Annotated in this window: 20 protein-coding genes; 11 read left to right on the forward strand and 9 right to left on the reverse strand. The window is 67.8% G+C overall.

Translation table 11 applies throughout. The features are described from left to right. Positions 1 to 118: 118 nt before the first annotated feature. The 5 genes from ACSQ9E_RS28355 to ACSQ9E_RS28375 form a co-directional block, all read right to left on the reverse strand. Complete coding sequence (locus ACSQ9E_RS28355; RefSeq protein WP_057266793.1) at positions 119 to 934, reverse strand: transporter substrate-binding domain-containing protein; 816 nt, start codon at positions 932 to 934, stop codon at positions 119 to 121. After that, positions 931 to 1,722 carry a GntR family transcriptional regulator gene (locus tag ACSQ9E_RS28360; protein WP_057266794.1) on the reverse strand — a complete coding sequence of 264 codons (792 nt, stop codon included), beginning with the start codon at positions 1,720 to 1,722 and terminating at the stop codon, positions 931 to 933. The genes ACSQ9E_RS28355 and ACSQ9E_RS28360 overlap by 4 nt, the downstream gene beginning before the upstream one ends. A 103-nt stretch (positions 1,723 to 1,825) precedes the next feature. Next, positions 1,826 to 3,334: a carboxylesterase/lipase family protein gene (locus ACSQ9E_RS28365; RefSeq protein ID WP_436219768.1), complete on the reverse strand. Its 1,509-nt coding sequence runs from the start codon at positions 3,332 to 3,334 to the stop codon at positions 1,826 to 1,828. Beyond that, a complete protein-coding gene (locus ACSQ9E_RS28370; protein ID WP_305744160.1) occupies positions 3,331 to 4,332 on the reverse strand; it encodes a Bug family tripartite tricarboxylate transporter substrate binding protein in 1,002 nt (333 codons plus the stop codon). Before ACSQ9E_RS28370 ends, ACSQ9E_RS28365 begins: the two co-directional genes overlap by 4 nt. After that, positions 4,329 to 5,054, reverse strand: a complete 726-nt coding sequence (locus tag ACSQ9E_RS28375; RefSeq protein ID WP_436219769.1) for a TetR/AcrR family transcriptional regulator — start codon at positions 5,052 to 5,054, stop codon at positions 4,329 to 4,331. The genes ACSQ9E_RS28370 and ACSQ9E_RS28375 overlap by 4 nt, the downstream gene beginning before the upstream one ends. A 178-nt stretch (positions 5,055 to 5,232) precedes the next feature. Here ACSQ9E_RS28375 and ACSQ9E_RS28380 point away from each other — a divergent pair, with 178 nt between their 5' ends. The 3 genes from ACSQ9E_RS28380 (at position 5,233) to ACSQ9E_RS28390 (ending at position 8,315) form a co-directional block, all read left to right on the forward strand. Beyond that, on the forward strand, positions 5,233 to 6,657 hold the full coding sequence (locus ACSQ9E_RS28380; RefSeq protein ID WP_436176308.1) for an FAD-binding oxidoreductase: 1,425 nt from the start codon (positions 5,233 to 5,235) through the stop codon (positions 6,655 to 6,657). 135 nt (positions 6,658 to 6,792) lie between these two features. Next, a complete protein-coding gene (locus ACSQ9E_RS28385; RefSeq protein ID WP_428002900.1) occupies positions 6,793 to 7,542 on the forward strand; it encodes a hypothetical protein in 750 nt (249 codons plus the stop codon). A gap of 32 nt (positions 7,543 to 7,574) precedes the next feature. Then, the gene (locus ACSQ9E_RS28390; RefSeq protein WP_436219770.1) at positions 7,575 to 8,315 is read left to right on the forward strand and encodes a metallophosphoesterase family protein; all 741 of its coding nucleotides are present in this window, start codon (positions 7,575 to 7,577) and stop codon (positions 8,313 to 8,315) included. Between the two features lie 10 nt (positions 8,316 to 8,325). Here the strand turns inward: ACSQ9E_RS28390 and ACSQ9E_RS28395 are convergent, their stop codons facing one another. Further along, positions 8,326 to 8,670, reverse strand: coding sequence for an antibiotic biosynthesis monooxygenase family protein (locus tag ACSQ9E_RS28395; protein ID WP_428002902.1), 345 nt, complete (start codon positions 8,668 to 8,670; stop codon positions 8,326 to 8,328). Beyond that, entirely contained in the window at positions 8,667 to 9,011 is a 345-nt protein-coding gene (locus ACSQ9E_RS28400) for an NIPSNAP family protein (RefSeq protein WP_428002903.1), read from the reverse strand. The genes ACSQ9E_RS28395 and ACSQ9E_RS28400 overlap by 4 nt, the downstream gene beginning before the upstream one ends. A 118-nt stretch (positions 9,012 to 9,129) precedes the next feature. Here ACSQ9E_RS28400 and ACSQ9E_RS28405 point away from each other — a divergent pair, with 118 nt between their 5' ends. Then, the gene (locus ACSQ9E_RS28405; RefSeq protein WP_436219771.1) at positions 9,130 to 9,453 is read left to right on the forward strand and encodes a YnfA family protein; all 324 of its coding nucleotides are present in this window, start codon (positions 9,130 to 9,132) and stop codon (positions 9,451 to 9,453) included. Between the two features lie 4 nt (positions 9,454 to 9,457). Here ACSQ9E_RS28405 and ACSQ9E_RS28410 read toward each other — a convergent pair whose 3' ends face one another. Next, entirely contained in the window at positions 9,458 to 10,303 is an 846-nt protein-coding gene (locus ACSQ9E_RS28410) for a FadR/GntR family transcriptional regulator (RefSeq protein WP_436219772.1), read from the reverse strand. A 259-nt stretch (positions 10,304 to 10,562) separates the two neighbouring features. Here ACSQ9E_RS28410 and ACSQ9E_RS28415 point away from each other — a divergent pair, with 259 nt between their 5' ends. From ACSQ9E_RS28415 to ACSQ9E_RS28445, 7 genes are all read left to right on the forward strand, one after another. Further along, positions 10,563 to 11,768 (forward strand): ABC transporter substrate-binding protein, encoded by a 1,206-nt coding sequence (locus ACSQ9E_RS28415; RefSeq protein WP_057266804.1) that lies wholly within the window; start codon positions 10,563 to 10,565, stop codon positions 11,766 to 11,768. Between the two features lie 100 nt (positions 11,769 to 11,868). Beyond that, the gene (locus ACSQ9E_RS28420; RefSeq protein WP_057266805.1) at positions 11,869 to 12,729 is read left to right on the forward strand and encodes a branched-chain amino acid ABC transporter permease; all 861 of its coding nucleotides are present in this window, start codon (positions 11,869 to 11,871) and stop codon (positions 12,727 to 12,729) included. An 8-nt stretch (positions 12,730 to 12,737) separates the two neighbouring features. Further along, positions 12,738 to 13,736, forward strand: coding sequence for a branched-chain amino acid ABC transporter permease (locus ACSQ9E_RS28425; RefSeq protein ID WP_428002906.1), 999 nt, complete (start codon positions 12,738 to 12,740; stop codon positions 13,734 to 13,736). Then, positions 13,733 to 14,518 carry an ABC transporter ATP-binding protein gene (locus ACSQ9E_RS28430; RefSeq protein ID WP_428002907.1) on the forward strand — a complete coding sequence of 262 codons (786 nt, stop codon included), beginning with the start codon at positions 13,733 to 13,735 and terminating at the stop codon, positions 14,516 to 14,518. Before ACSQ9E_RS28425 ends, ACSQ9E_RS28430 begins: the two co-directional genes overlap by 4 nt. Next, the gene (locus tag ACSQ9E_RS28435) at positions 14,515 to 15,219 is read left to right on the forward strand and encodes an ABC transporter ATP-binding protein (RefSeq protein ID WP_428002908.1); all 705 of its coding nucleotides are present in this window, start codon (positions 14,515 to 14,517) and stop codon (positions 15,217 to 15,219) included. The genes ACSQ9E_RS28430 and ACSQ9E_RS28435 overlap by 4 nt, the downstream gene beginning before the upstream one ends. A 38-nt stretch (positions 15,220 to 15,257) precedes the next feature. After that, positions 15,258 to 16,514, forward strand: coding sequence for a Zn-dependent hydrolase (locus ACSQ9E_RS28440; RefSeq protein ID WP_436220275.1), 1,257 nt, complete (start codon positions 15,258 to 15,260; stop codon positions 16,512 to 16,514). Next, a complete protein-coding gene (locus ACSQ9E_RS28445) occupies positions 16,511 to 17,980 on the forward strand; it encodes a M81 family metallopeptidase (RefSeq protein ID WP_436219773.1) in 1,470 nt (489 codons plus the stop codon). The genes ACSQ9E_RS28440 and ACSQ9E_RS28445 overlap by 4 nt, the downstream gene beginning before the upstream one ends. 20 nt (positions 17,981 to 18,000) lie before the next feature. Here the strand turns inward: ACSQ9E_RS28445 and ACSQ9E_RS28450 are convergent, their stop codons facing one another. Then, entirely contained in the window at positions 18,001 to 19,587 is a 1,587-nt protein-coding gene (locus tag ACSQ9E_RS28450; RefSeq protein ID WP_436219774.1) for an ABC transporter substrate-binding protein, read from the reverse strand. Between the last annotated feature and the right edge of the window lie 86 nt (positions 19,588 to 19,673).

Here is a 19,673-nt window from a genome sequence, read left to right on the forward strand (position 1 = left end):
CGCCTGGAAGAGCGGTTGAGAAAACTCAGCGAAGCGGTTCTGGCTAGGCGCTGCGTCGCAGGCAGTACGCTAGTACGACAAGACGCAGCAACAACGCCAGAAGAGTTTTATCAATCGCTTACTGCGGCAGGTCGCCTGCTGGGCGGCCCAGCCACTTGCTGGACAGCTTGTCGATGTCGCCGGACTTCCTGGCCTCGGCGATGATCTCGTTCACGCGCAGGCGCAGCTTGTCCTCGCCCTTGGCCACGCCGATGAAGTTGGGGCTGTCCTTGAGCAGCAGCTTGTACTCGGTGGCCAGGTTGGGGTTCTTGACCATGATGGTGCCGGCCGTCGATGCGCTGGTGGCAATCGCCTGCGTCTGGCCCGATACGAAGGCCGAGATGCTGGCGGCATGGTCCTCGAAGCGCTTGACGTCCACGCCGGCGGGCGCGACCTTGGCCAGCTCCTGGTCTTCCATGGCGCCGCGCGTCACGGCCACCGACTTGCCGGTCAGGTCGGCAAAGCTCTTGATCGACAGGCTCTTGCTCGCGAACACGGCCTGGAAGAACGGCGCGTAGGCGGCGGTGAAGTCGATCACCTTCTCGCGCTCGGGGTTCTTGCCCAGGGTGGAGATGACGAGGTCGGCCTTCTGCGTCTGCAGGTAGGGGATGCGGTTGGCACTGGTCACCGGGATCAGCTCGACCTTCACGCCCATCTTGGCGGCAATGTAGTTGGCCATCTCCACGTCCAGGCCCTGGGGCTTGAGGTCGGTGCCAACGAAGCCGTAGGGCGGGTAGTCGGTGGGGATGGCGATCTTGATTTCCTTGGCCTTGAGGATGTTGTCCAGCGCGTTCTGCGCATGCGCGGCGGGCGCCAGCAGCGCGGCCGACAGGCCGGCGGCGGCCAGCAGGCCCAGGGTGGAACGGCGGGTGGTGGCACGGGCACGGATGGTCATAGCAGGGCTCCTAGGTAGGTGGATGCGTCGTCGGACGGTGGGGGAACAGATTTCTTGGCGGCCGCCTTGCGCGGGGCGCGGCCTTTGACATTCACGGCAGCCTCGGGCGCGGCAGCACTCTTGCGCACGGGCGCCAGCGCATCGCGCAGCTCGGCCAGCGGGTCGTGGGCCGCCTGCAGGCGCAGGGCGTCCTGCACGGTGCCGATGTGTTCGGACATCAGGGCCTCGGCGCGGGCGATGTCGCCGGCCTCCAGCGCCTCGACGATGCGCACGTGGTCGGCGCACGATTGAGCCGCGTCGTGCGAGGACTGGTAGAGCATGGCGATCAGCGTGGTGCGCGCCGTGAAGTCGCGCAGCGTGTCGGCCAGCAGGCTGTTGCCCAGGCACTCGGCCAGGCAGACGTGAAAGTCCCCCAGCAGAAAGCTGCGTGCCCCCACGTCGCTGCCGGCCAGGGCCGCCTTCTCGCGCTGCAGGTGGTTCTTGAGCTGGCGCACGGCCGCCTTGTCCACCGACTTGAGCTGGTGCAGCAACCCGAGCTCGATCACGCGGCGCGCCTCGAAGGCCTCGCGCGCCTCGTCCTCGGACGGTTCGATCACGTACCAGCCGCGGCGCGCGCTGACGGTGACGATGCCGCGCGTGGACAGCCGCGTGAGCGCCTCGCGCACGATGGTGCGGCTGCAGTCGAACAGCATGGCCAGCTGCTGCTCGCCCAGGCGCGAGCCCGGGGCCAGCTTCTGGGCCATCACGGCTTCGATGATGCGGTTGCTGATGTCGGTGGCGGAGGTCATTGACACCACCTTTGCAGCTTCCGTGCCAACTGGTATACAAGCAAAATGCACCAGCTTGGCGCACCACCGGATTGTCCGAGTCGTGGCCTGCCCCGTCGGAGTGCTAGAGAATGCCCTCCCAGACGCACCAGTGAGCGGCTGCTGGATCTGGCACGCACCGGGATGGCACATTGAAGTGCATGGCCCATGGCGCCGCTTGCGCATGGGCCGGCCATCCCGGGTCGCCACTGGTTGCAAAGCGCACCCAGGCACCGTGCATGGCGTCCGACAGTGCCTGCGGTGCGCAAGCGCCCGTGAATTCCAGCCCCTGCGCGGAGTGCAGGTTGCCAAACACAAAGGGCAGCTCCACCGCATGGGCCGCGCCCAGCCGCCCACGCCACTGGGGCGACCTCCAGCCGAATTGGTACAGATACGCCTTCACGCCCAGGGCGCCGGCCATGGAGGCGATGCGGTGCGCGGGAACGCGGTAGTAATAGTCCGACTGCACAGCGCACAGCAGCTCGCCCGGGGTGGTGGCGCCCTGCCCTGCAGCCGCCGCATAGGCCTGCAGCCCATTGGCCGGCAAGCCCACGGCATCGGCAAAGGACTGCAGCTGCGCGCCCGTCACGCGGTCCACCGCGCCACCGGGCACGTGGTACAGGCGCATCTCATCGGCATTGCTGCCCACCATTACCTGCAGGCTGGGCAGTGCACATGCCCAGGCATGCTGCATGGCCTGCAAGGGCGGCGCAGGCAGCACCGTGCCATCCACCACAGGCCGCAGCGGAAAGAAGTTGCGCCCGTCAATGCCATGCTGCAGCCGCAGGGCCGGCTCCGCAGCCAGGCGGTGCACGGCGTGCAGCACCGCAGGCAGCGGCGCTGCCGCCAACGCATCGCGCGTGGGTGCCACCCCCACCAGCGCTGCGATGGCCATGCGTACCGCAGCCGCATCGGCCAGGTCCTGGCAGGCGATGCTCGGGCTTTGCAGGATGGCGCGCTGGAACAGCCCCTGCGCCACCGACATGCCCAGCAGGCACGCCAGGGCACCGGCACCTGCGGACTGGCCGAACACCGTCACCCGCGCCGGGTCACCGCCAACGGCGTGGATGTGGTCCTGCACCCATTTCAGGGCAGCCACCTGGTCGAGCAGGCCGCGGTTGGCTGTCGCGTCCTGCACATGCAGAAAGCCATCCACCCCCAGGCGGTATTGCAGCGACACGAACACGATGCCCTGGCGCGCAAATGCTGCACCGTCGTACAAGGGATCGCTGGCGCTGCCGCGAAAGAACCCGCCGCCATGCACCCACACCATCACCGGCAGGTGCTCGCCGGCCCCTGCCTCAGGCGCCCAGATATTCAGTGCCAGGCAGTCTTCCCCGCCCTGCACTGGCGCACCGGCCAAGGCGGCCCGGGCCAACTGCGGCGCCATGGGCGCAAAGGCCACGGCATCGCGCACGCCGCTCCAGGCCGGCACGGCCACAGGCGGCAGAAAGCGGCGCGCTCCGTACGGCGCCAGTGCATAGTGCACCCCCCGAAACACGCGCAGACCGGACTCCCAGACCCCGCGCAAGCGGCCACCGTGCGCAAGCACGGCCTCGGGCGCCGCGGGCCGGATCGGTGCGTGCAGCGTCATTCCGTGGCCAGGCCCAGCTTGTCGATCAGAGGGCGCCACACGGCAGCATCGCGGGCAGCCCAGGCGCGCGCATCGCCGGGGGTGGATCCCGTGAGTGTCACGTTCATGGTCTCCAGGCGGGACTTGTACTGGGCATCGCTGCGGCATTTGTCCGTCACCGCATTGAGCTTGTTGAGCAAATCGGGCGGTGTCCCAGCCCGGGCCACCACCGCAATCCACGAGGGCCGCGCCAGGTCGCCGGCTGCGGGCAGGGCTTCGGCGATGGTGGGCACGTCAGGCAGTTGCGGTGAGCGCTGGGCGGCAAACAGTGCCAGCGGCACCAGCTTGCCGGCCTTGACCTGCGCGGTGGCCGTGCCGATAACCAGGGTCATCGCATGGATCTGCTGGCCCATCAGCGCCGTGAGGCCCGCACCCTCGCCGACAAAGGGGACATGGGTGGCTGGCACACCCATGCGGTCCATGAGGGCGGTGGTGAGCAGGTGCGCAGGGCTGCCCTTGCCCGGTGAGCCGAAGTTGAGCCCGCCCGGAGTGGCACGCGCCAGCTTCTCCAGGTCGGCCAGGCGGGTGATACCCTGCCCCGCCGGCACGGCGAGCACGAGCGGCGAGGTGCCCAGGACGGAAACGCCATCAAAGTCGCGCAAAGGGTCGTAGGGCTGCTGCCTGTACACATACGGCGTGATGGACATCTGCGACATGCCGATGCTCATCAGGCTGTAGCCATCGGCTGGCTGGGCCTTGAGGTAGTTGACCGCCAGGATGCCATTGGCCCCGGGCTTGTTCTGCACCACCACGGCCTGGCCCAGCTCGCGGGCGGCGCAGTCAGCCCATACGCGGGTCATGGCGTCCGAGCCACTGCCGGGAGGCTGTTGGGCAATGATCTGAATGGGCTTGGAGGGGTAGGCACCCGGTTGCGCACCGGCAGCCGTGGCCACGGCAAGGCACGCAGCGGCCATCAGCACGCGCGGTGAAGCCGGTGAATGCAGATACTGCACAGTCATGGTTTGTCTCCTGTCGTTGGTGTCTTGGTACGCGCTGTGCGCTGGCGACTGCGGGCCTTGGCACCGCCACCTCCATCCTGGCAGCGGGCGGCAATGAGGCCCGCCAGGCATTCGAGCTGTGCGATGTGGGCCGCCTTGTGTGCAGGGCCATCCACCACAGGGGTGAACAACTGCAGCAGGCCCAGGCCGCGCAGCGTGGAGAACACAAGGCCCAGGAAAGCCTCGCGGTCTGCATGGCCAGTGAGTTCGGGGAACGTGTCGAAGAAGCCTGCGCGCATCTGCGCATTGAGCGTGGAGCGCAGCGCGGCGATGTGGGTCAGCACTTCGGGCTGGTTGCGGCAGCCCAGGTAGATGTTCCAGGCCACGATGAAGCGCGGCTGGGCATAGACCAGGTTCCATGCGGCATGCACGAATTGCGCAGCGCGTTGCGGCGGCGCGAGCGCGGCGGCTGGCCACAGCTGGGCGTCCTGGCGGCCCGAGTCGATCAGCTCGCTGAGCACCCGCATCATCAGCACGGCCTTGGACTCGAAGTGGTGCTGCACGGCCCCTGAAGTCATGCCGGCCGAGCGGGCCAGCTCGTGGATGGACATCTCCTCGAAGCTCTTGCTCTGGATCACATCGATGGCGGTGGCGATCAGGTGCTGGCGCGTGGCGGCACTGCGCTCGGCATGCGTGCGCCGGGGGGTGGCGGCTTGCGGCTGGATGGGCGAGGACTTGCTCATTGCTTTATCACAATATACATTTCGAACGTAATGTAAATGGCCAGGTGCGAGGCGGCATCGGTGCATACCCGGGTGCATCCGCGCCGCATTCAGGGATGTGCGGCGCACAGGCACACGCCCCGGACCATGCCACCCTAAAATGACCGAAGCACCACTGCCCACGCACGGAGACAAACCCATGAACGCCCCCACCGCCGCCTCGCACCTGCTGCCCGAGATCCACCTGCGCGAGGTGCCTCAGGCGCTGATCGACGCACTGCAGGCCCGCTTCGGCGCCCGGTGCTCGCTGGCCCAGGCCGTGCGCGAGCAGCACGGGCGCGACGAGGGCTCGCTGCAGGCGCCACCGCCCTCGGCCGTGGTGTTTGCCGAAAGCACGCAGGACGTGGCCGATGCCGTGAAGCTGGCCAGCCAGTACGAGGTGCCGGTGATCCCCTACGGCGCGGGCTCCTCGCTCGAAGGCCACCTGCTGGCCGTGCAGGGCGGCATCAGCATCGACGTGAGCCGCATGAACCAGGTGCTGAGCATCGATGCCGAGGACCTCACGGTGACGGTGCAGCCTGGCATCACGCGCAAGGCGCTTAACGACGCGATCAAGGACACGGGACTGTTCTTCCCCATCGACCCCGGTGCGGATGCCAGCATCGGCGGCATGAGCGCCACGCGCGCCAGCGGCACCAACGCCGTGCGCTACGGCACCATGCGCGAGAACGTGCTGGCGCTGGAAGTCGTGACCGCCAGCGGCGAGGTCATCCACACCGGCACGCGCGCCAAGAAGAGCAGTGCCGGCTACGACCTCACGCGCCTGATGGTCGGCAGCGAGGGCACGCTGGGCATCATGACCCAGATCACCGTGCGCCTGTACCCGCTGCCCGAAGCCGTGTCGGCGGCGATCTGCTCGTTCCCGAGCATCGAGGCAGCCGTGCGCACCACCATCCAGACCATCCAGCTCGGGGTGCCGATCGCGCGCGTGGAGCTGATCGACCACCACACGGTGCGCATGGTCAACGCGCACAGCAAGCTCGGCCTGCGCGAAGAACCCATGCTGCTGATGGAGTTCCACGGCTCGCCGTCGAGCGTGAAGGAGCAGGCCGAGACCGTGCAGGAGATCGCCAGCGAGTTCGGTGGCAATGCCTTCGAGTGGGCCAGCACGCCCGAGGAACGCACGCGCCTGTGGACCGCACGGCACAACGCCTACTTCGCTGCCGTGCAGAGCCGCCCCGGCTGCCGCGCCATCAGCACCGATACCTGTGTGCCCATCAGCCGCCTGGCGGACTGCCTGCTCGATTCGGTGGCCGAGGCCGAGGCCAGCGGCATCCCCTACTTCCTCGTGGGCCACGTGGGCGACGGCAATTTCCACTTCGGCTACCTGCTGGACCCGAACATCCCCGAAGAGCGCGTGACCGCCGAGGACCTGAACCACAAGCTCGTGGCACGTGCCCTGGCCCTGGGCGGCACATGCACCGGCGAGCACGGCATAGGCCTGCACAAGATGGGCTTTCTGCTCGACGAGACCGGAGCCGGCGCGGTGGACATGATGCGCGCCATCAAGCGCGCGCTGGACCCGAAGAACATCCTGAACCCGGGCAAGATCTTCGCGCTGTGACGGCGGCCATGAGGTCGTTGTCCCGAACGCGGCCTGGTTTGCGGGCATAAGTCACGCATTCCCGCAGGGCGGTGTGCCGCGCCGCGCACAGGCTGGCGTATCGTGGCCGGTTCCCGGCCTCTTGCTCTGCCTGCCATGCACGCCACCCTTCGCCCCTTGGTCCTTGCCATCGCCCTTGTGGGCAGCCTTTTCTTTGGCGCCCTGTTCGCGGTGTCCCTGGCCCGGCCCGCCTGGGTGGAGCAGACGGCCCGCACGATGATCCGCGCGCAGATCGAAAAGACAACCGGCGAGAAGATCGCTGCGCTGGACGCGCGCTTCCTCGACGGCAAGGCCCGTGCCCTGCTGCAGGAGCACGGACGCGAAATCGCCGCCGTGCGCAGGGCGCTCACCGACGGACTGCCTGCACGCATCGCGGCCATCGCGGCCGAAATGGGCATCCCCGAATGCGAATGCCGCCGGCGCACCACCGAACGCATGGCGCTCAAGCTTGGCACCCTGCAGCAGATGCAGGCGCAGCTCTCCGACCTGATCCGCACGCAGTACCTGGAGACGGCCGGCAAGCTGCTGCGCGAGCTGCGCATCTTCAGCGGTGCGAATGCGCTGGCTTTTGCCCTGCTGGGCGTGGCGGCACTCAGGCGCCCCGCAGCCCGTCTGCAACTGTTGCCAGCTGCGGCCACCTTGCTGCTGGCCACGGCTGCTGCCAGCGGGGTCTACCTGTTCGGGCAGAACTGGCTGCACACCATCGTCTTCGGCGACTATGTGGGCTGGACGCTGCTGGGCTATATTGCACTGATCCATGCATGGCTGTGCGACCTGCTGTTCAACCGGGCGCAGGTGAGCGCCCACCTGCTCAGCGGTGTGGGTGGCAGCGTATCGCCGTGCTGACAGCCCAACCGCCCTGCCTCACCTTCCCTTCCATGCGCATCGCCTTCGTCTCCGATATCCACGGCAACCTCGCGGCTCTCGAAGCCGTGGCGGCCGACATTGCCCGCCGCGGTGCCGACCGGGTGGTGAACCTGGGCGACAACCTCTCGGGCCCGCTGCTGCCGCGCGAGACGGCGCAGTGGCTCATGGCGTCGGACTGGCTGTCGCTGGCCGGCAACCACGAGCGCCAGGTGCTGCAACTGCGCCCCGGCCACGGCGGCGCATCGGACCAGTACGCGCATGCACAGCTCACCGAAGCGGAGTTCACCTGGATGCGCAGCCTCACCCACACCCTGCGCCTGGACGAGGGCGTGCTGCTGTGCCATGGCTCGCCGCGCAGCGACCACGAATACCTGCTCGAAACGCTGGACGGCTCCACGGTGCGCGCCGCCACCCCGACCGAGATCGACGAGCGCCTGGCGGGCCAGTACGCACCGCTGATCGCCTGCGGCCACACGCATGTGCCGCGCCAGGTGCGCCTGGGTGCCGGTGTGCTGCTGCTCAACCCCGGCAGCGTGGGCCTGCAGGCCTATGGCGACGACCACCCCGTGGCGCACAAGGTGGAGAACGGCACGCCTGACGCGCGCTACGCGATCGCCGAATCAACTGCGCAAGGTTGGCAGGTGGAGCACATCACCGTGCCCTATGACCACGAATCCATGGCCGTGCTGGCCGACCGGAACAGCCGACCCGAGTGGGCACAGGCCCTGCGCACGGGAACCATGGCCTCCTGAGCCACCGCGCTCAGCCATGCACCGCGCGCGAATCGCCAGGCGCCTGCGCCCGGTCGTTCATGCCGTAGTCGCGCACCACCGCCGCCACGCGCAGGCGGTAGTCGGCAAACACATGGTCACGCCCGGCCGCCTGGGTGCTGCGGTGCGCCTCCTGCTGGCGCCAGCGGGCCACGGCCTCCTCGTCGCGCCAGAAGGACAGCGACAGCAGCTTGCCCGGCGTGGCCAGGCTCTCGAAGCGCTCGATGGAGATGAAGCCGTCGATCTGCGCCAGCAAGGGCTTCAAGGCCGCGGCTGCGTCCAGGTAGGCGCCGCGCTGGCCGGGCGCGGGCGTCACCTCGAAGATCACGGCCATCATGGCGTGGGCCCCTGCGCATGGGCTGGCAGGCCCAGCGTGCCTTCCACCCCCTGGGTGAACGTGCGCTCCTCGCGCAGGATGAAGCGCTTTTCCTGCGCGAAGGTGAAATTGGCGCGGCCCTCGGCATCGCTGCGCAAGCGCGCGCGGTAGGCCTCGTAGGCGGCCAGCGAGTCGAAGCCGATCAGGCCCCAGGCCTCGTAGTTGCTGCCCTCGTGCGGCAGGAAGTAGCCCAGCAGGTGGCCGCCGCAGCGCGGAATGATCTGGCCCCAGCGCCGCGCGTACTCGGCAAAGGTGTCGCGCTGGAAGGGGTCGATCTCGTAGCGGATGAAACAGGTGATCATGGTGACGGCAAATCCTGTGGTGGAAACAGGCTTCACGATAGGCGCTTGACCGCCCCGGATGCTTCGCCCACCATCGAAGCATCGTGACCCAAATCGCCCTGCCGCCCCTGCCCTCCGCATGAAGACCCTGCTGCTGTTCATCGCCACCGCGCTGGCCGAGATCGTGGGCTGCTACCTGCCCTACCTGTGGCTCAAGCAAGGCAAGCCCATGTGGCTGCTGCTGCCCGCCGCCGCCAGCCTGGCCCTGTTCGCCTGGCTGCTGACCCTGCACGACACGGCGGCCGCCGGCCGGGTGTATGCCGCCTATGGCGGCGTCTACATCGGCGTGGCGCTGGCCTGGCTCTGGGCGGTGGACCAGATCCGACCCACGGCCTGGGACATTGCCGGTGTGGCCGTGGCGCTGTGCGGCATGGCGCTGATCATGTTCCAACCAGCGCGCTGAGCTCCTACTCGCCAGCTTTCGGCTTGGTCGTCTTGGCGGCGGCTTTGGGCCGCACATGGGCCGAGCGCGGGCTGCGCAGGGTGTCGGCGTCCAGGATCAGCCGGCCCTGGATGCGCCCCTTCATGCGCTTGACGCTGCTGGCCGCGTCCTGCATGTGGCGCGCCATCAGCGTGCGCACGGCCTCCACGTCGCGCGCCCGCGCGGCCTGCACGATCTCGCGGTGGAAGTTGGCATTGACCTCACCGAAGCGCCGGTGCTCGGCCTTGGGCGTGCGGTTACCGTAGACGATGAGCTGGCGCAGCATCTCGTTGATCAGCTCGCAGTTGAAGCGCAAAAATGGGTTCGGGTTGGCCGCGGCCAGGATATCGTGGAAGTTCACGTCCTCGCGCCGCTGGCTGAGCATGTCCTCGCTGCTCGACGCGGGGTCGCAGCAGGCGATGGAATGCTCCAGCGCCTCGAAGTCGGCCTCGGTCAGGTGCGGCACGGCGCCGGCGGCCAGCTCGGGCTCCAGGAACTGGCGCACGGCGTAGATGTTGTCGATGGTCACTTCCTGGAAGAACAGGTAGTTCTGCATGAACTGCAGGGTGCGGTCCAGCGGCACCTCGGCGATGGTGCCGCCGCCCGAGGGGCCGGTGGAGATGGTCACCAGCCCCTGCACCTCCAGCGACTTCAATGCCTCGCGGATGGTGCCCTTGCTGACCTCGAACTGCGCCTGCAGCTCGCTCTCGCGCGGCAGGCGGTCACCCGGGCTCAGGTTCTTCTCGGTGATCAGGCGCTTGATCTCCTGCGCCACCAGGTCGGGGCGCTTGAGGGCTTTGAGCGGCTTCTGTGCGGACGGTTTGGTTGGCATGGATGGGATTGTCGTTGGTCGGTCGGCTGCCACTGCGGTGCATCCGCGCGGCGAAGTACCGCCCGTGGTGCAGTGTATGCACCGCATGGGGGCGGCGGAAGGGATGCAGGGTTTCCACGCACGGTGTTTATTCTATTTATCACTATAAATAGCAGAAATGAGCGCAATCGACGCTCTGCAGCGGTGGCACGCAGTGTGCTTTGCACAAGTCGTGCCCCGCTATCGGCCAGCCGGCCTCAACCCCTCCACAGGAGCCCCCATGCACCGTCGCCACCTCTTGCAACTCTCTGCCCTGGGCGCCCTGCCCGCATCGCTGGGCCTGGCCCAGAGCGCCTGGGCGCAGGCCAGCGGTGCCATCCAGTTCGGCTGCCCGGTGCCCATGTCGGGTGCGTTCGCGGCCAACGGCAAGTTCGCGGACCTGGGCATGAAGCTGGCCATCGAGCAGTACGGCACCGTCCTCAAGCGCCCCCTGGCCTACACGGTGCTGGACACCGAAGGCAAGCCCGCCACGGCTGTGCGCAAGGTGCAGGAGTCCTCGCAGCAGCAGGGCACGCGCTTCTTCGCGGGCGGCATCCTGTCGTCCGAATCGCTGGCCATGGGCAAGGAGGCCGAGAAGGCCGGCGGCATCTTCATCACCACCGCCGGTGCCGACGAGATCACGGGCAAGGACTGCAATGCCGCCACCTTCCGCTGGTCGGTGCCTACCTTCGGCGCCATCGAGCAGACGGTGCGCCCCCTGGCCGAGGCCCTGCCCAAGGCCAAGCGCTGGTACACCATCACCCCGCAGTACGTGTTCGGCGACGGCCTGCTCTCGGCGGCCAAGAACATCTTCAAGGAAAAGGGCCTGGAGCATGTGGGCAACAGCTACCACTCGCTGACCGAGAAGGAGTTCAGCGGCTACCTGACCAACGCCATGGCCGCCAAGCCCGATGTGCTGGTGCTGCTCAACTTCGGCTCGCAGTCATCCGACGCGCTGCGCCAGGCCGTGAGCTTTGGCATGCACAAGAACATGACCATCCTGGTGGCCTGGGCCTCGGGGCTGGAGCAGTTCGAGTCGCTGGGCGCCGACCTGTGCGAGGGCGTGTACTTTGGCGCGCAATACTGGCACACGGCCAATGCACCGCTCAACCTGGACCTCGTCAAGCGCAGCAACGACAAGTTCAAGTCCAACCCCAACTACAGCCTGGCGGGCTCGTACATCTGCACCAAGCTCATGATCGACGGCATCATCAAGGCCGGCACGGTGGAGCCCAAGGCCGTGATCGCCGCCATGGAAGGCATGAAGTACCAGGGCCTGACGGGTGATGAAGAGATCCGCAAGGGCGACCACCAGGTGCTCAAGAACTACTACCTGCTCAAGGGCAAGGCCAAGGCGAAGATGGCCAACAAGGACGACTACGTGGATGTGGTCAGTTCGGGCAAGTCCTTCCTGCCCCTGGACCAGACCGGCTGCAAGCTCGCCTGACACGGCTTTGCCCGCGCAAACGCGCGCGGGCTCTGCCGCATCGCCTTCCTCCAAGGTCCGCAGCTGCGCGCCTTGGGATTCCTCCTTCCATCTCTCGCCCATGAACATCTACCTGCTACAGGCCATCAACGGGATCGGCATCGGCATGCTGTACTTCCTGCTGGCCGTCGGCCTGTCCATCGTGTTCGGCCTGCTGCGCTTCGTGAACTTCGCGCACGGGGCCTTCTACCTGCTGGGCGCCTACTTCTGCTTTCAGATGACGCGCTGGGGCCTGAGCTTCTGGCTGGCCCTGGCCGTGGTGCCCGTGCTCGTGGGTGCGCTGGGGTGGCTCACCGAGAAGCTAGTGCTGCGCCATGTGTACGCCAAGCCGCATGAGTTCCACATCCTCGTCACCGTGGGCCTGGCCCTGGCCATCCAGGAGCTGGTGATCCTGCAATGGGGGCCGCTCGGTGACAGCGTGCCGGTGCCCGACCTGCTGCAGGGCGTGGTCATGTGGGGCGGCATCGTCTACCCCAAGTACCGGCTGTTCGTGATCGGCTTCACCGCCGTGCTGGCCGTGGGCCTGTGGTACGTGCTCGAAGGCACGCGCCTGGGCAGCGCGGTGCGCGCGGGCAGCGAATCGACCGAGATGGTCTCGCTGCTCGGCATCAACGTGTTCCGCATCTTCAGCCTGGTGTTCGCGCTGGGCGCGGCCACCGCGGCGATAGCCGGCGTGCTCGCCGCCCCGATGCGCGGGGCCGAGCCCTTCATGGGCATCGAGGCGCTGGGCGTGGCCTTCATCGTGGTGGTGGTCGGGGGCATGGGCAGCTTTGCCGGGGCGCTGATCGGCGGCCTGCTGATCGGCATCGTGCAGAGCGTGATGAGCACCGTGTGGCCCGAGGGGGCGCGGCTGATGATCTACATCGCCATGGCCGCTGTGCTGCTGCTGCGCCCGCATGGCCTACTGGGCCGCAAAGGATGAACACCACCATGACGACACTTCTGCGCAAGAATTTCCACCTGCTGCTGGCGCTGGCCGTGGTGCTGGTGATGCCGCTGACCATGCAATCGGGCTCGCTGGCCAGCGAGGTGCTGATCTATGGCCTGGCCGCCATGGGCTGCAACCTGCTGCTGGGCCATACCGGGCTGCTGTCCTTCGGGCAGGGCATCTTCTTCGGGCTGGGCAGCTACACCATTGCCCTCACGCTCACGCGCTGGCCCCTGCCCATGCCGCTGGCCCTGGCGCTCGCCGTGGTGATTGGCGCACTGGGCGCGGCCATCGTCGGCTGGGTGGCCATCCGCCAGCGCGGCACCTACTTCGTGATGCTGACCCTGGCCTTCGCGCAGATGTTCTACTTTCTCGCCTACTCCATGCCCGGCATCACGGGCGGCGACAACGGGCTGATGGACATCCCGCGCCCCTCGCTGGCCGTGGGTGGCTTCACCCTGTGGCCGCTGGCCTCGCCCTGGCAGTACTACGGCTTCGTGGCCACCGTGTTCCTGGTGGCCTTCTGGCTGCTGCAGAAGGTGTCGGCCTCGGTCTTCGGGCGCACGCTGCTGGCGGTGCGCGACAACGAGGAGCGCGCAGGCGCCATTGGCTACAACCTGCGCCTGCTCAAGCTGCAGGCCTTCGTGATCTCGGGCGCGGTGACGGGCCTGGCCGGCGCGCTGCACGCCATGATGACCGGCATCGCCCCGCTGGCGAATGCCGAATACCACACCAGCGAGATGATCCTGGTGATGACCGTGATCGGCGGCACGGGCAACCTGCTGGCCTCGCTGCTCGGCTCGGCCTTCTACCTGCTGCTGGGCGACTGGCTGTCCACCCTGTGGCCGCGCTGGCTGCTGATCCTGGGGGTGGTGCTGATGGTGGTGAGCCTGGGTATGCAGCGCGGCCTGTGGGGCCTGGGCGAGTCGGCCTGGAACCTGCTGCGTGGCAAGGGTCGTGGCGGCAAGACAGACGCCACGACGCAAGGAGGCCACGCATGAGCACGGCAGCCACCTCCCCCATCCTGCTCGAAGCCGTGGGCGTGGAAAAGCGCTACGACAAGTTCGCCGCCCTCGCGGGCGTGGACCTCAAGGTGCGCGCGAACACGGTCCATTCGGTCATCGGCCCCAACGGCGCCGGCAAGACCACGCTGTTCCACATGCTTACCGGAACCAAGGCCGTGAGCGGCGGGCGCATCGTGTTCGACGGGCACGACGTGACACACGAGCCCGACCACAAGCGCGTGCAGCGCGGCATGGCGCGCTCGTTTCAGGTGACCAGCCTGTTCCTTACCCTGCCCGTGCGCGAGAACCTGCGCCTGGCCGCCCAGGGCACCGCACCGCGCCATGCGCTCAACTGCTGGCATGCGCCGCAGGGTGCGCGCTCGCAGGCAGAGGTGGTGGCCAGCGTATTGGCCCGCCTGGGCCTGGAGCGCCATGCCGACACGCCGGTGGGCAACCTCTCGCACGGCCAGCAGCGCCGGTTGGAGGTGGGCATGGCGCTGGCGGCGCGGCCCAAGGCGATCTTCCTGGACGAGCCGACCTCGGGCATGGGCATCGACGACCTGGATGACATGAAGCGGCTGATCCAGGGCCTCAAGGACGAGCACACCGTGGTACTCATCGAGCACAACATGAACATCGTGATGGACATCTCTGACACCGTGACGGTGATGCAGCAGGGCCGCGTGCTGGCCGAAGGGCATCCGCACGCGATCCGCAGCGACGACCGGGTGCGCAGCGCCTACCTGGGCAACATGATCACGGGGGGCAAGGCGGCATGACGATCCTCAGCATTGAAGGGCTGCATGCCCACTACGGCAAGAGCCATGTGCTGCAGGGCGTGGACCTGCGCGTGGGCGACGGCGAGCTGGTCACTCTGCTCGGTCGCAACGGCGCGGGCAAGACCACCACGCTCAAGAGCATCTGCGGGGTGGTGCCACCCACCCAGGGCCGCGTGCGCTTTGCGGGCGAGGAGGTGCAGGGCCTGGCCACGCACGCCATCGCCCAGCGCGGCGTGTGCCTGGTGCCCGAGCACCGCGGCATCTTCAAGCTGCTGACGGTGGAAGAGAACCTGCTGCTGGGCCAGCGCAAGCGCTCGCCCTGGCAGTTGCCGGACGTCTACCGCATCTTTCCGCGCCTCAAGGAGCGGCGCAGCAACGGCGGCGGCCAACTCTCGGGTGGCGAGCAGCAGATGCTGGCCATCGGCCGCGCGCTGATGAATGCGCCGCGCCTGTTGATGCTGGACGAGCCCGTGGAAGGCCTGGCCCCCGTGATCGTGGAAGAGATCGTGGCGCAGCTCAAGACCATCAAGGCCGCCGGCGTGGCCATTTTGCTGGTGGAGCAGAACCTGGAGGTCTGCACCCAGCTGGCCGACCGGCACTACGTGATCGAGCAGGGCGCCATCGTGCATGAGGCAGACAACGCCGCCTTCCTGGCCGACGACGCCATCAAGGACCGCTACCTGGGCGTGGGCCTCGCGTAGCGCCCCGCCCCATTTTTCAGGAATCTCTTACCGTGAACATGAAGACCAACCCCTCTGCCCTGCTGCCGCGCGTGAACGGCGCGCGCCTGTGGCAATCGCTGATGGACCTGGCGCAGATCGGCGCCACGCCCAAGGGCGGCGTGTGCCGCCTGGCCCTGACCGCGCTGGACGGCGAAGGCCGCGACCTGTTCGTGCGCTGGGCGCGCGAGGCCGGCTGCAGCGTGCGCGTGGATGCCATCGGCAATATCTTCGCGCGCCGCGCGGGGCGCAACGATGCCCTGCCCCCGGTGATGACCGGCAGCCACATCGACACCCAGCCCACGGGCGGCAAGTTCGACGGCAACTATGGCGTGCTGGCCGGCATCGAGGTGGTGCGCACCCTGAACGACCACGGTATCGTGACCGAAGCCCCCATCGAGGTGGCCGTTTGGACCAATGAGGAAGGCTCGCGCTTCGTGCCGGTGATGATGGGCTCGGGCGTGTTCGCCGGGGCCTTCACGCTCGACCATGCGCTGGCCCAGCGCGATGCGCAGGGCACCAGCGTGGCCGAGGCACTGGCCGCCATCGGCTATGCCGGCGAAAGCGGCCCCACGCCGCCCGTGGGCGCGTATTTCGAAGCGCACATCGAGCAGGGCCCGGTGCTGGAGGCCAATGGCTGCGTGATCGGCGTGGTGCAGGGTGCCCTGGGCCAGCGCTGGTACGACGTGAGCGTGCAGGGCATGGAAGCGCACGCCGGCCCTACGCCGATGGAACTGCGCCGCGATGCGCTGCTGGCGGCCAGCACGCTGGTGGCCGAGGTGAATCGCATCGCGCTGGACCACGCACCGCATGCACGCGGCACGGTGGGTGTGCTGGAGGTGTTCCCGAGTTCGCGCAATGTGATCCCCGGCAGCGTGCGCATGACGGTGGACCTGCGTGCTGCCGACGACGCCGAGCTGCTGCAGATGGACGCCGAGCTGCGCGCCGCCTGCGAGCGCATCGGCACCGCCCACCGCACGCCCATCGCGGTGGAGCAGGTGGTGTACTTCCCGCCACAGCCGTTTGCGCCCGCGCTGGTCGAAGGCGTGCGCGCCGATGCCCAGGCACTGGGCTATACCGCGATGGACGTGGTCAGCGGTGCCGGGCACGATGCCGTGTACCTGGCGCGCCTGGCACCCACTGCCATGGTCTTCGTGCCCTGCGCCGATGGCATCAGCCACAACGAGATCGAGGACGCCGAGCCCGATCACCTGGAGGCCGGCTGCAACGTACTGCTGCAGGCCATGCTGCGCAGCGCCCAGGTGGTGGCCGCATGAAGATCCTCATCGCCCGCCTGAACCACGAGACCAACACCTTCTCGCCCGTGCCCACGCCGCTGGAGGCGTTTGCGCCCACCTACGGCGAAGATGCGCTGCGCGACAACCTGGGCATGCGCACAGCCATGGCGGCCTTCATCGACCTGGCCCGGGGCCTGGGCGCCACACTGGTCACGCCGGTGTCGGCCATGTCCAACCCCAGCGGCCCGGTGCATGCCGCCGCCTACGACGAGCTGACCCGACGCATCGTCGAGGCGGCGCCGGGCTGCGATGCCATCCTGCTCGACCTGCATGGCGCCATGGTGGCCGAGAACAGCCCCGATGGCGAGGGCGACCTGCTCGAACGCGTGCGCGCAGCGGCGCCCGGCGTGCCCATCGGCGTGGCGCTGGACCTGCACGGCAACATCACGCCGAAGATGGTCGCCAACGCCGACGTCATGGTGGGCTTCAAGACCTACCCGCACATCGACATGTACGAGACCGGCGAGCATGCCGGGCGCCTGCTGCTGGCCATGCTGCAGGGCCAGGCACGCTACAGCGTGCGCTGGCACCAACTGCCCATGATGGGCCACACCCTGCGCAGCACCACGTTGCAGGGCGCCATGCTGCGCGCGGTGGACGCCGCGCGCGCAACGGAGGCCGAGGGCGTACACGCCGTCTCGGTGTTCGCTGGGTTCTCGCTGGCCGACATCGAGGCGCCGTTCATGAGCGTGGTCGTCACCGGCCGCGCCGACGACACCGAAGCAGCCCAGGCCGCAGCCGACCGCATTGCCGCCACCATCTGGCAGGAGCGCGCCGAGTTCGTCTACGACAGTGAGCCTCTGGCCGAATCCCTGCAGCGTGCCCAGGCGCTGGCCGCGGGTGCCAGCCGCCCGGTGCTGCTGCTGGACCACAGCGACAACTGCATGTCCGGCGGCACCTGCGACTCCATGGATGTCTTGCAGGCCGCCCTCGCCGAGGGCCTGTCGGACATCGCCGTGGGCCCGCTGTGCGACGCCGAGGCGGTGGCCGAGCTCGTGGCGGCCGGCGTGGGCGCGCAGCGCACCGTGTACCTGGGCAACAAGGTGCCGCTCACCCAGCTCAACGTGGCCAAGAAGCCCGTGGCGCTGACCGGCACGGTGCGCGCCATCAGCGATGGCGAGTACACCGTGACCGGCCCCATCTACACCGGGCAACGCTGCGCGATGGGGCGCACCGTGCTGTTCGACACCGGCAGCGCACGGATCGTGGTGACCGAGAAGACCCACGAGCCCTGGGACCTGGGTGTGTTCTCGTGCGTGGGGGTGGACCCCACGGCGCACCGCTTCGTGCTGCTCAAGTCGCGCATGTACTGCCGCCCGGTGTTCGTGCCGCTGTCGCACGCGCTGGTCGAGTGCGACAGCCCCACGGGCGTGACCAGCTCCAACTACGCGCTGTTCCCGTTCAAGAACGTGCGCCGGCCGGTGTTCCCGCTCGACGCGGTTTGATGGAACACCGGGGGCACAGGTCAGTTCACCTTGATTAAACGCCAGTCGATGCGGTTGTCGGGGCGTTGCACCAGCTCGACGTTCTTCTTCATCGCCCAGGCCAGCATCTGGTTGTGCAGGGGGATGTTGGCCACCGTGTCGTTCTGCAGCTGCAGGCCTTCGGTCAGCAGGCGGTTGCGCACGGGCTGGTCGATCTCGGTCTTCACGCGGTCCACGATGTAGTCCATGCGCTCGTTGCTGTAGCGGCCCAGGTTGTAGTTGCCGTCGCCGCCCGTGGTCTTGGTGCGCGTGAGCGACTGCAGGGTGTACAGCGCATCGAAGGTCGGCACGCCCCAGCTGAGCAGGGTGATGCTGGCTTCGTGCCGCTGCGCCATGGGGTAGTAGGTGATGGAGGGCATGGTGCGCAGCTTGGCCTTGACGCCCACGCGCGCCCACATCGAGGTGATGGCCTGGCACAGGTTCTCGTCCTGGATGATGGAGTTGTTGCTGCAGGCGAAATCGACCTCGAAGCCGTCCTTGTAGCCGGCGTCGGCCAGCAGCGCCTTGGCGGCATTGGGGTCGTAGGGCAGGCGCTTGTCCACGGCCTCCGTCCAGCCGTTGACCAGTGGCGAGACCATGGCGCCCGTGGGCTTGGACATGCCGCGCATGGTCACGCGCTGCAGGGTGGCCACGTCGATGGCCTGGTACAGCGCCTTGCGCACGCGCAGATCCTTGAGCGGGTTCTTGCCCTTGATGCTGCTGCCCGGCAGCTCTTCGCGGAACTGGTCCAGGGCCAGGTAGACGGTGCGGTTCTCGACCATCTCCATGACCTTGATGTTCGGGTTGGCCCTGAGCCGCTCCAGGTCCTGCAGGCTGGTGTCGCGCACCATGTCGACCTCGCCCGAGAGCAGGGCTGCGACGCGCGTGGCCTCGGACTTGATGGGCGTGTAGACGATCTCGGTGACGTTGCCCTCGGTCTTGCCCGCGTTCCACCACAGCGGGTTGGCGGCGAACACCAGCTTCTGGTCGGGCACCCATTCCTTGAGCACGAAGGGCCCGGTGCCCATGGCATTGCGGTGCGAGAAGGTCTCGTCCTTGGACTTGATGTCCTTGGGCTCGACAGCGTTGTTCTTCTCGGACCAGGCCTTGCTCATCACGCGCAGCTCGGTCAGCTGGTTGAGCAGCACCGGGTTGGGGTTCTTCAGAAAGATGTCGATGGTCTCGCCATCCACCTTGGCGATGCGGTCCATGCCCTGCGTGTAGATGGCGTAGGTGGAACTCTTGCTCATCGCGCGCTGCAGCGAAAACACCACGTCGTCCGCCGTCATGGTGGAGCCGTCGCTGAACTTCACGCCCTGGCGCAGCTTCACGCGCAGCTGCGTGGGGCTGACCAACTGCCACGAAGTGGCCAAAAGCGGCTCGACCTTGAGAGTGCGGCTGTTGAACATCACCAGCGACTCATACACCGCGGCGTGGATGCCATTGCCCAGGGCGCTGTTCTGCGAGTGGATGTCCATGGACTGGATGTCGGTGGACCCGGCCCACTTGAACGGTTTTGCCGATGCGTGGGGGGCGATGGCTGCCAGGGCCAGGGTGGCGGCCGCGAGCAGGGAGTGCTTGAAGTGCATGGGGGGTTTCCTTTGCAAGACAGGAACGGTTCGGAAGAAACGGCAATATGCAGCAGGACGGCTGCGTGCAAAAGCCCCCATCGGGG

The sequence above is a fragment of the Acidovorax sp. LjRoot118 genome (genome assembly GCF_964253575.1).
Classification (GTDB): Bacteria; Pseudomonadota; Gammaproteobacteria; order Burkholderiales; family Burkholderiaceae_C; genus Acidovorax.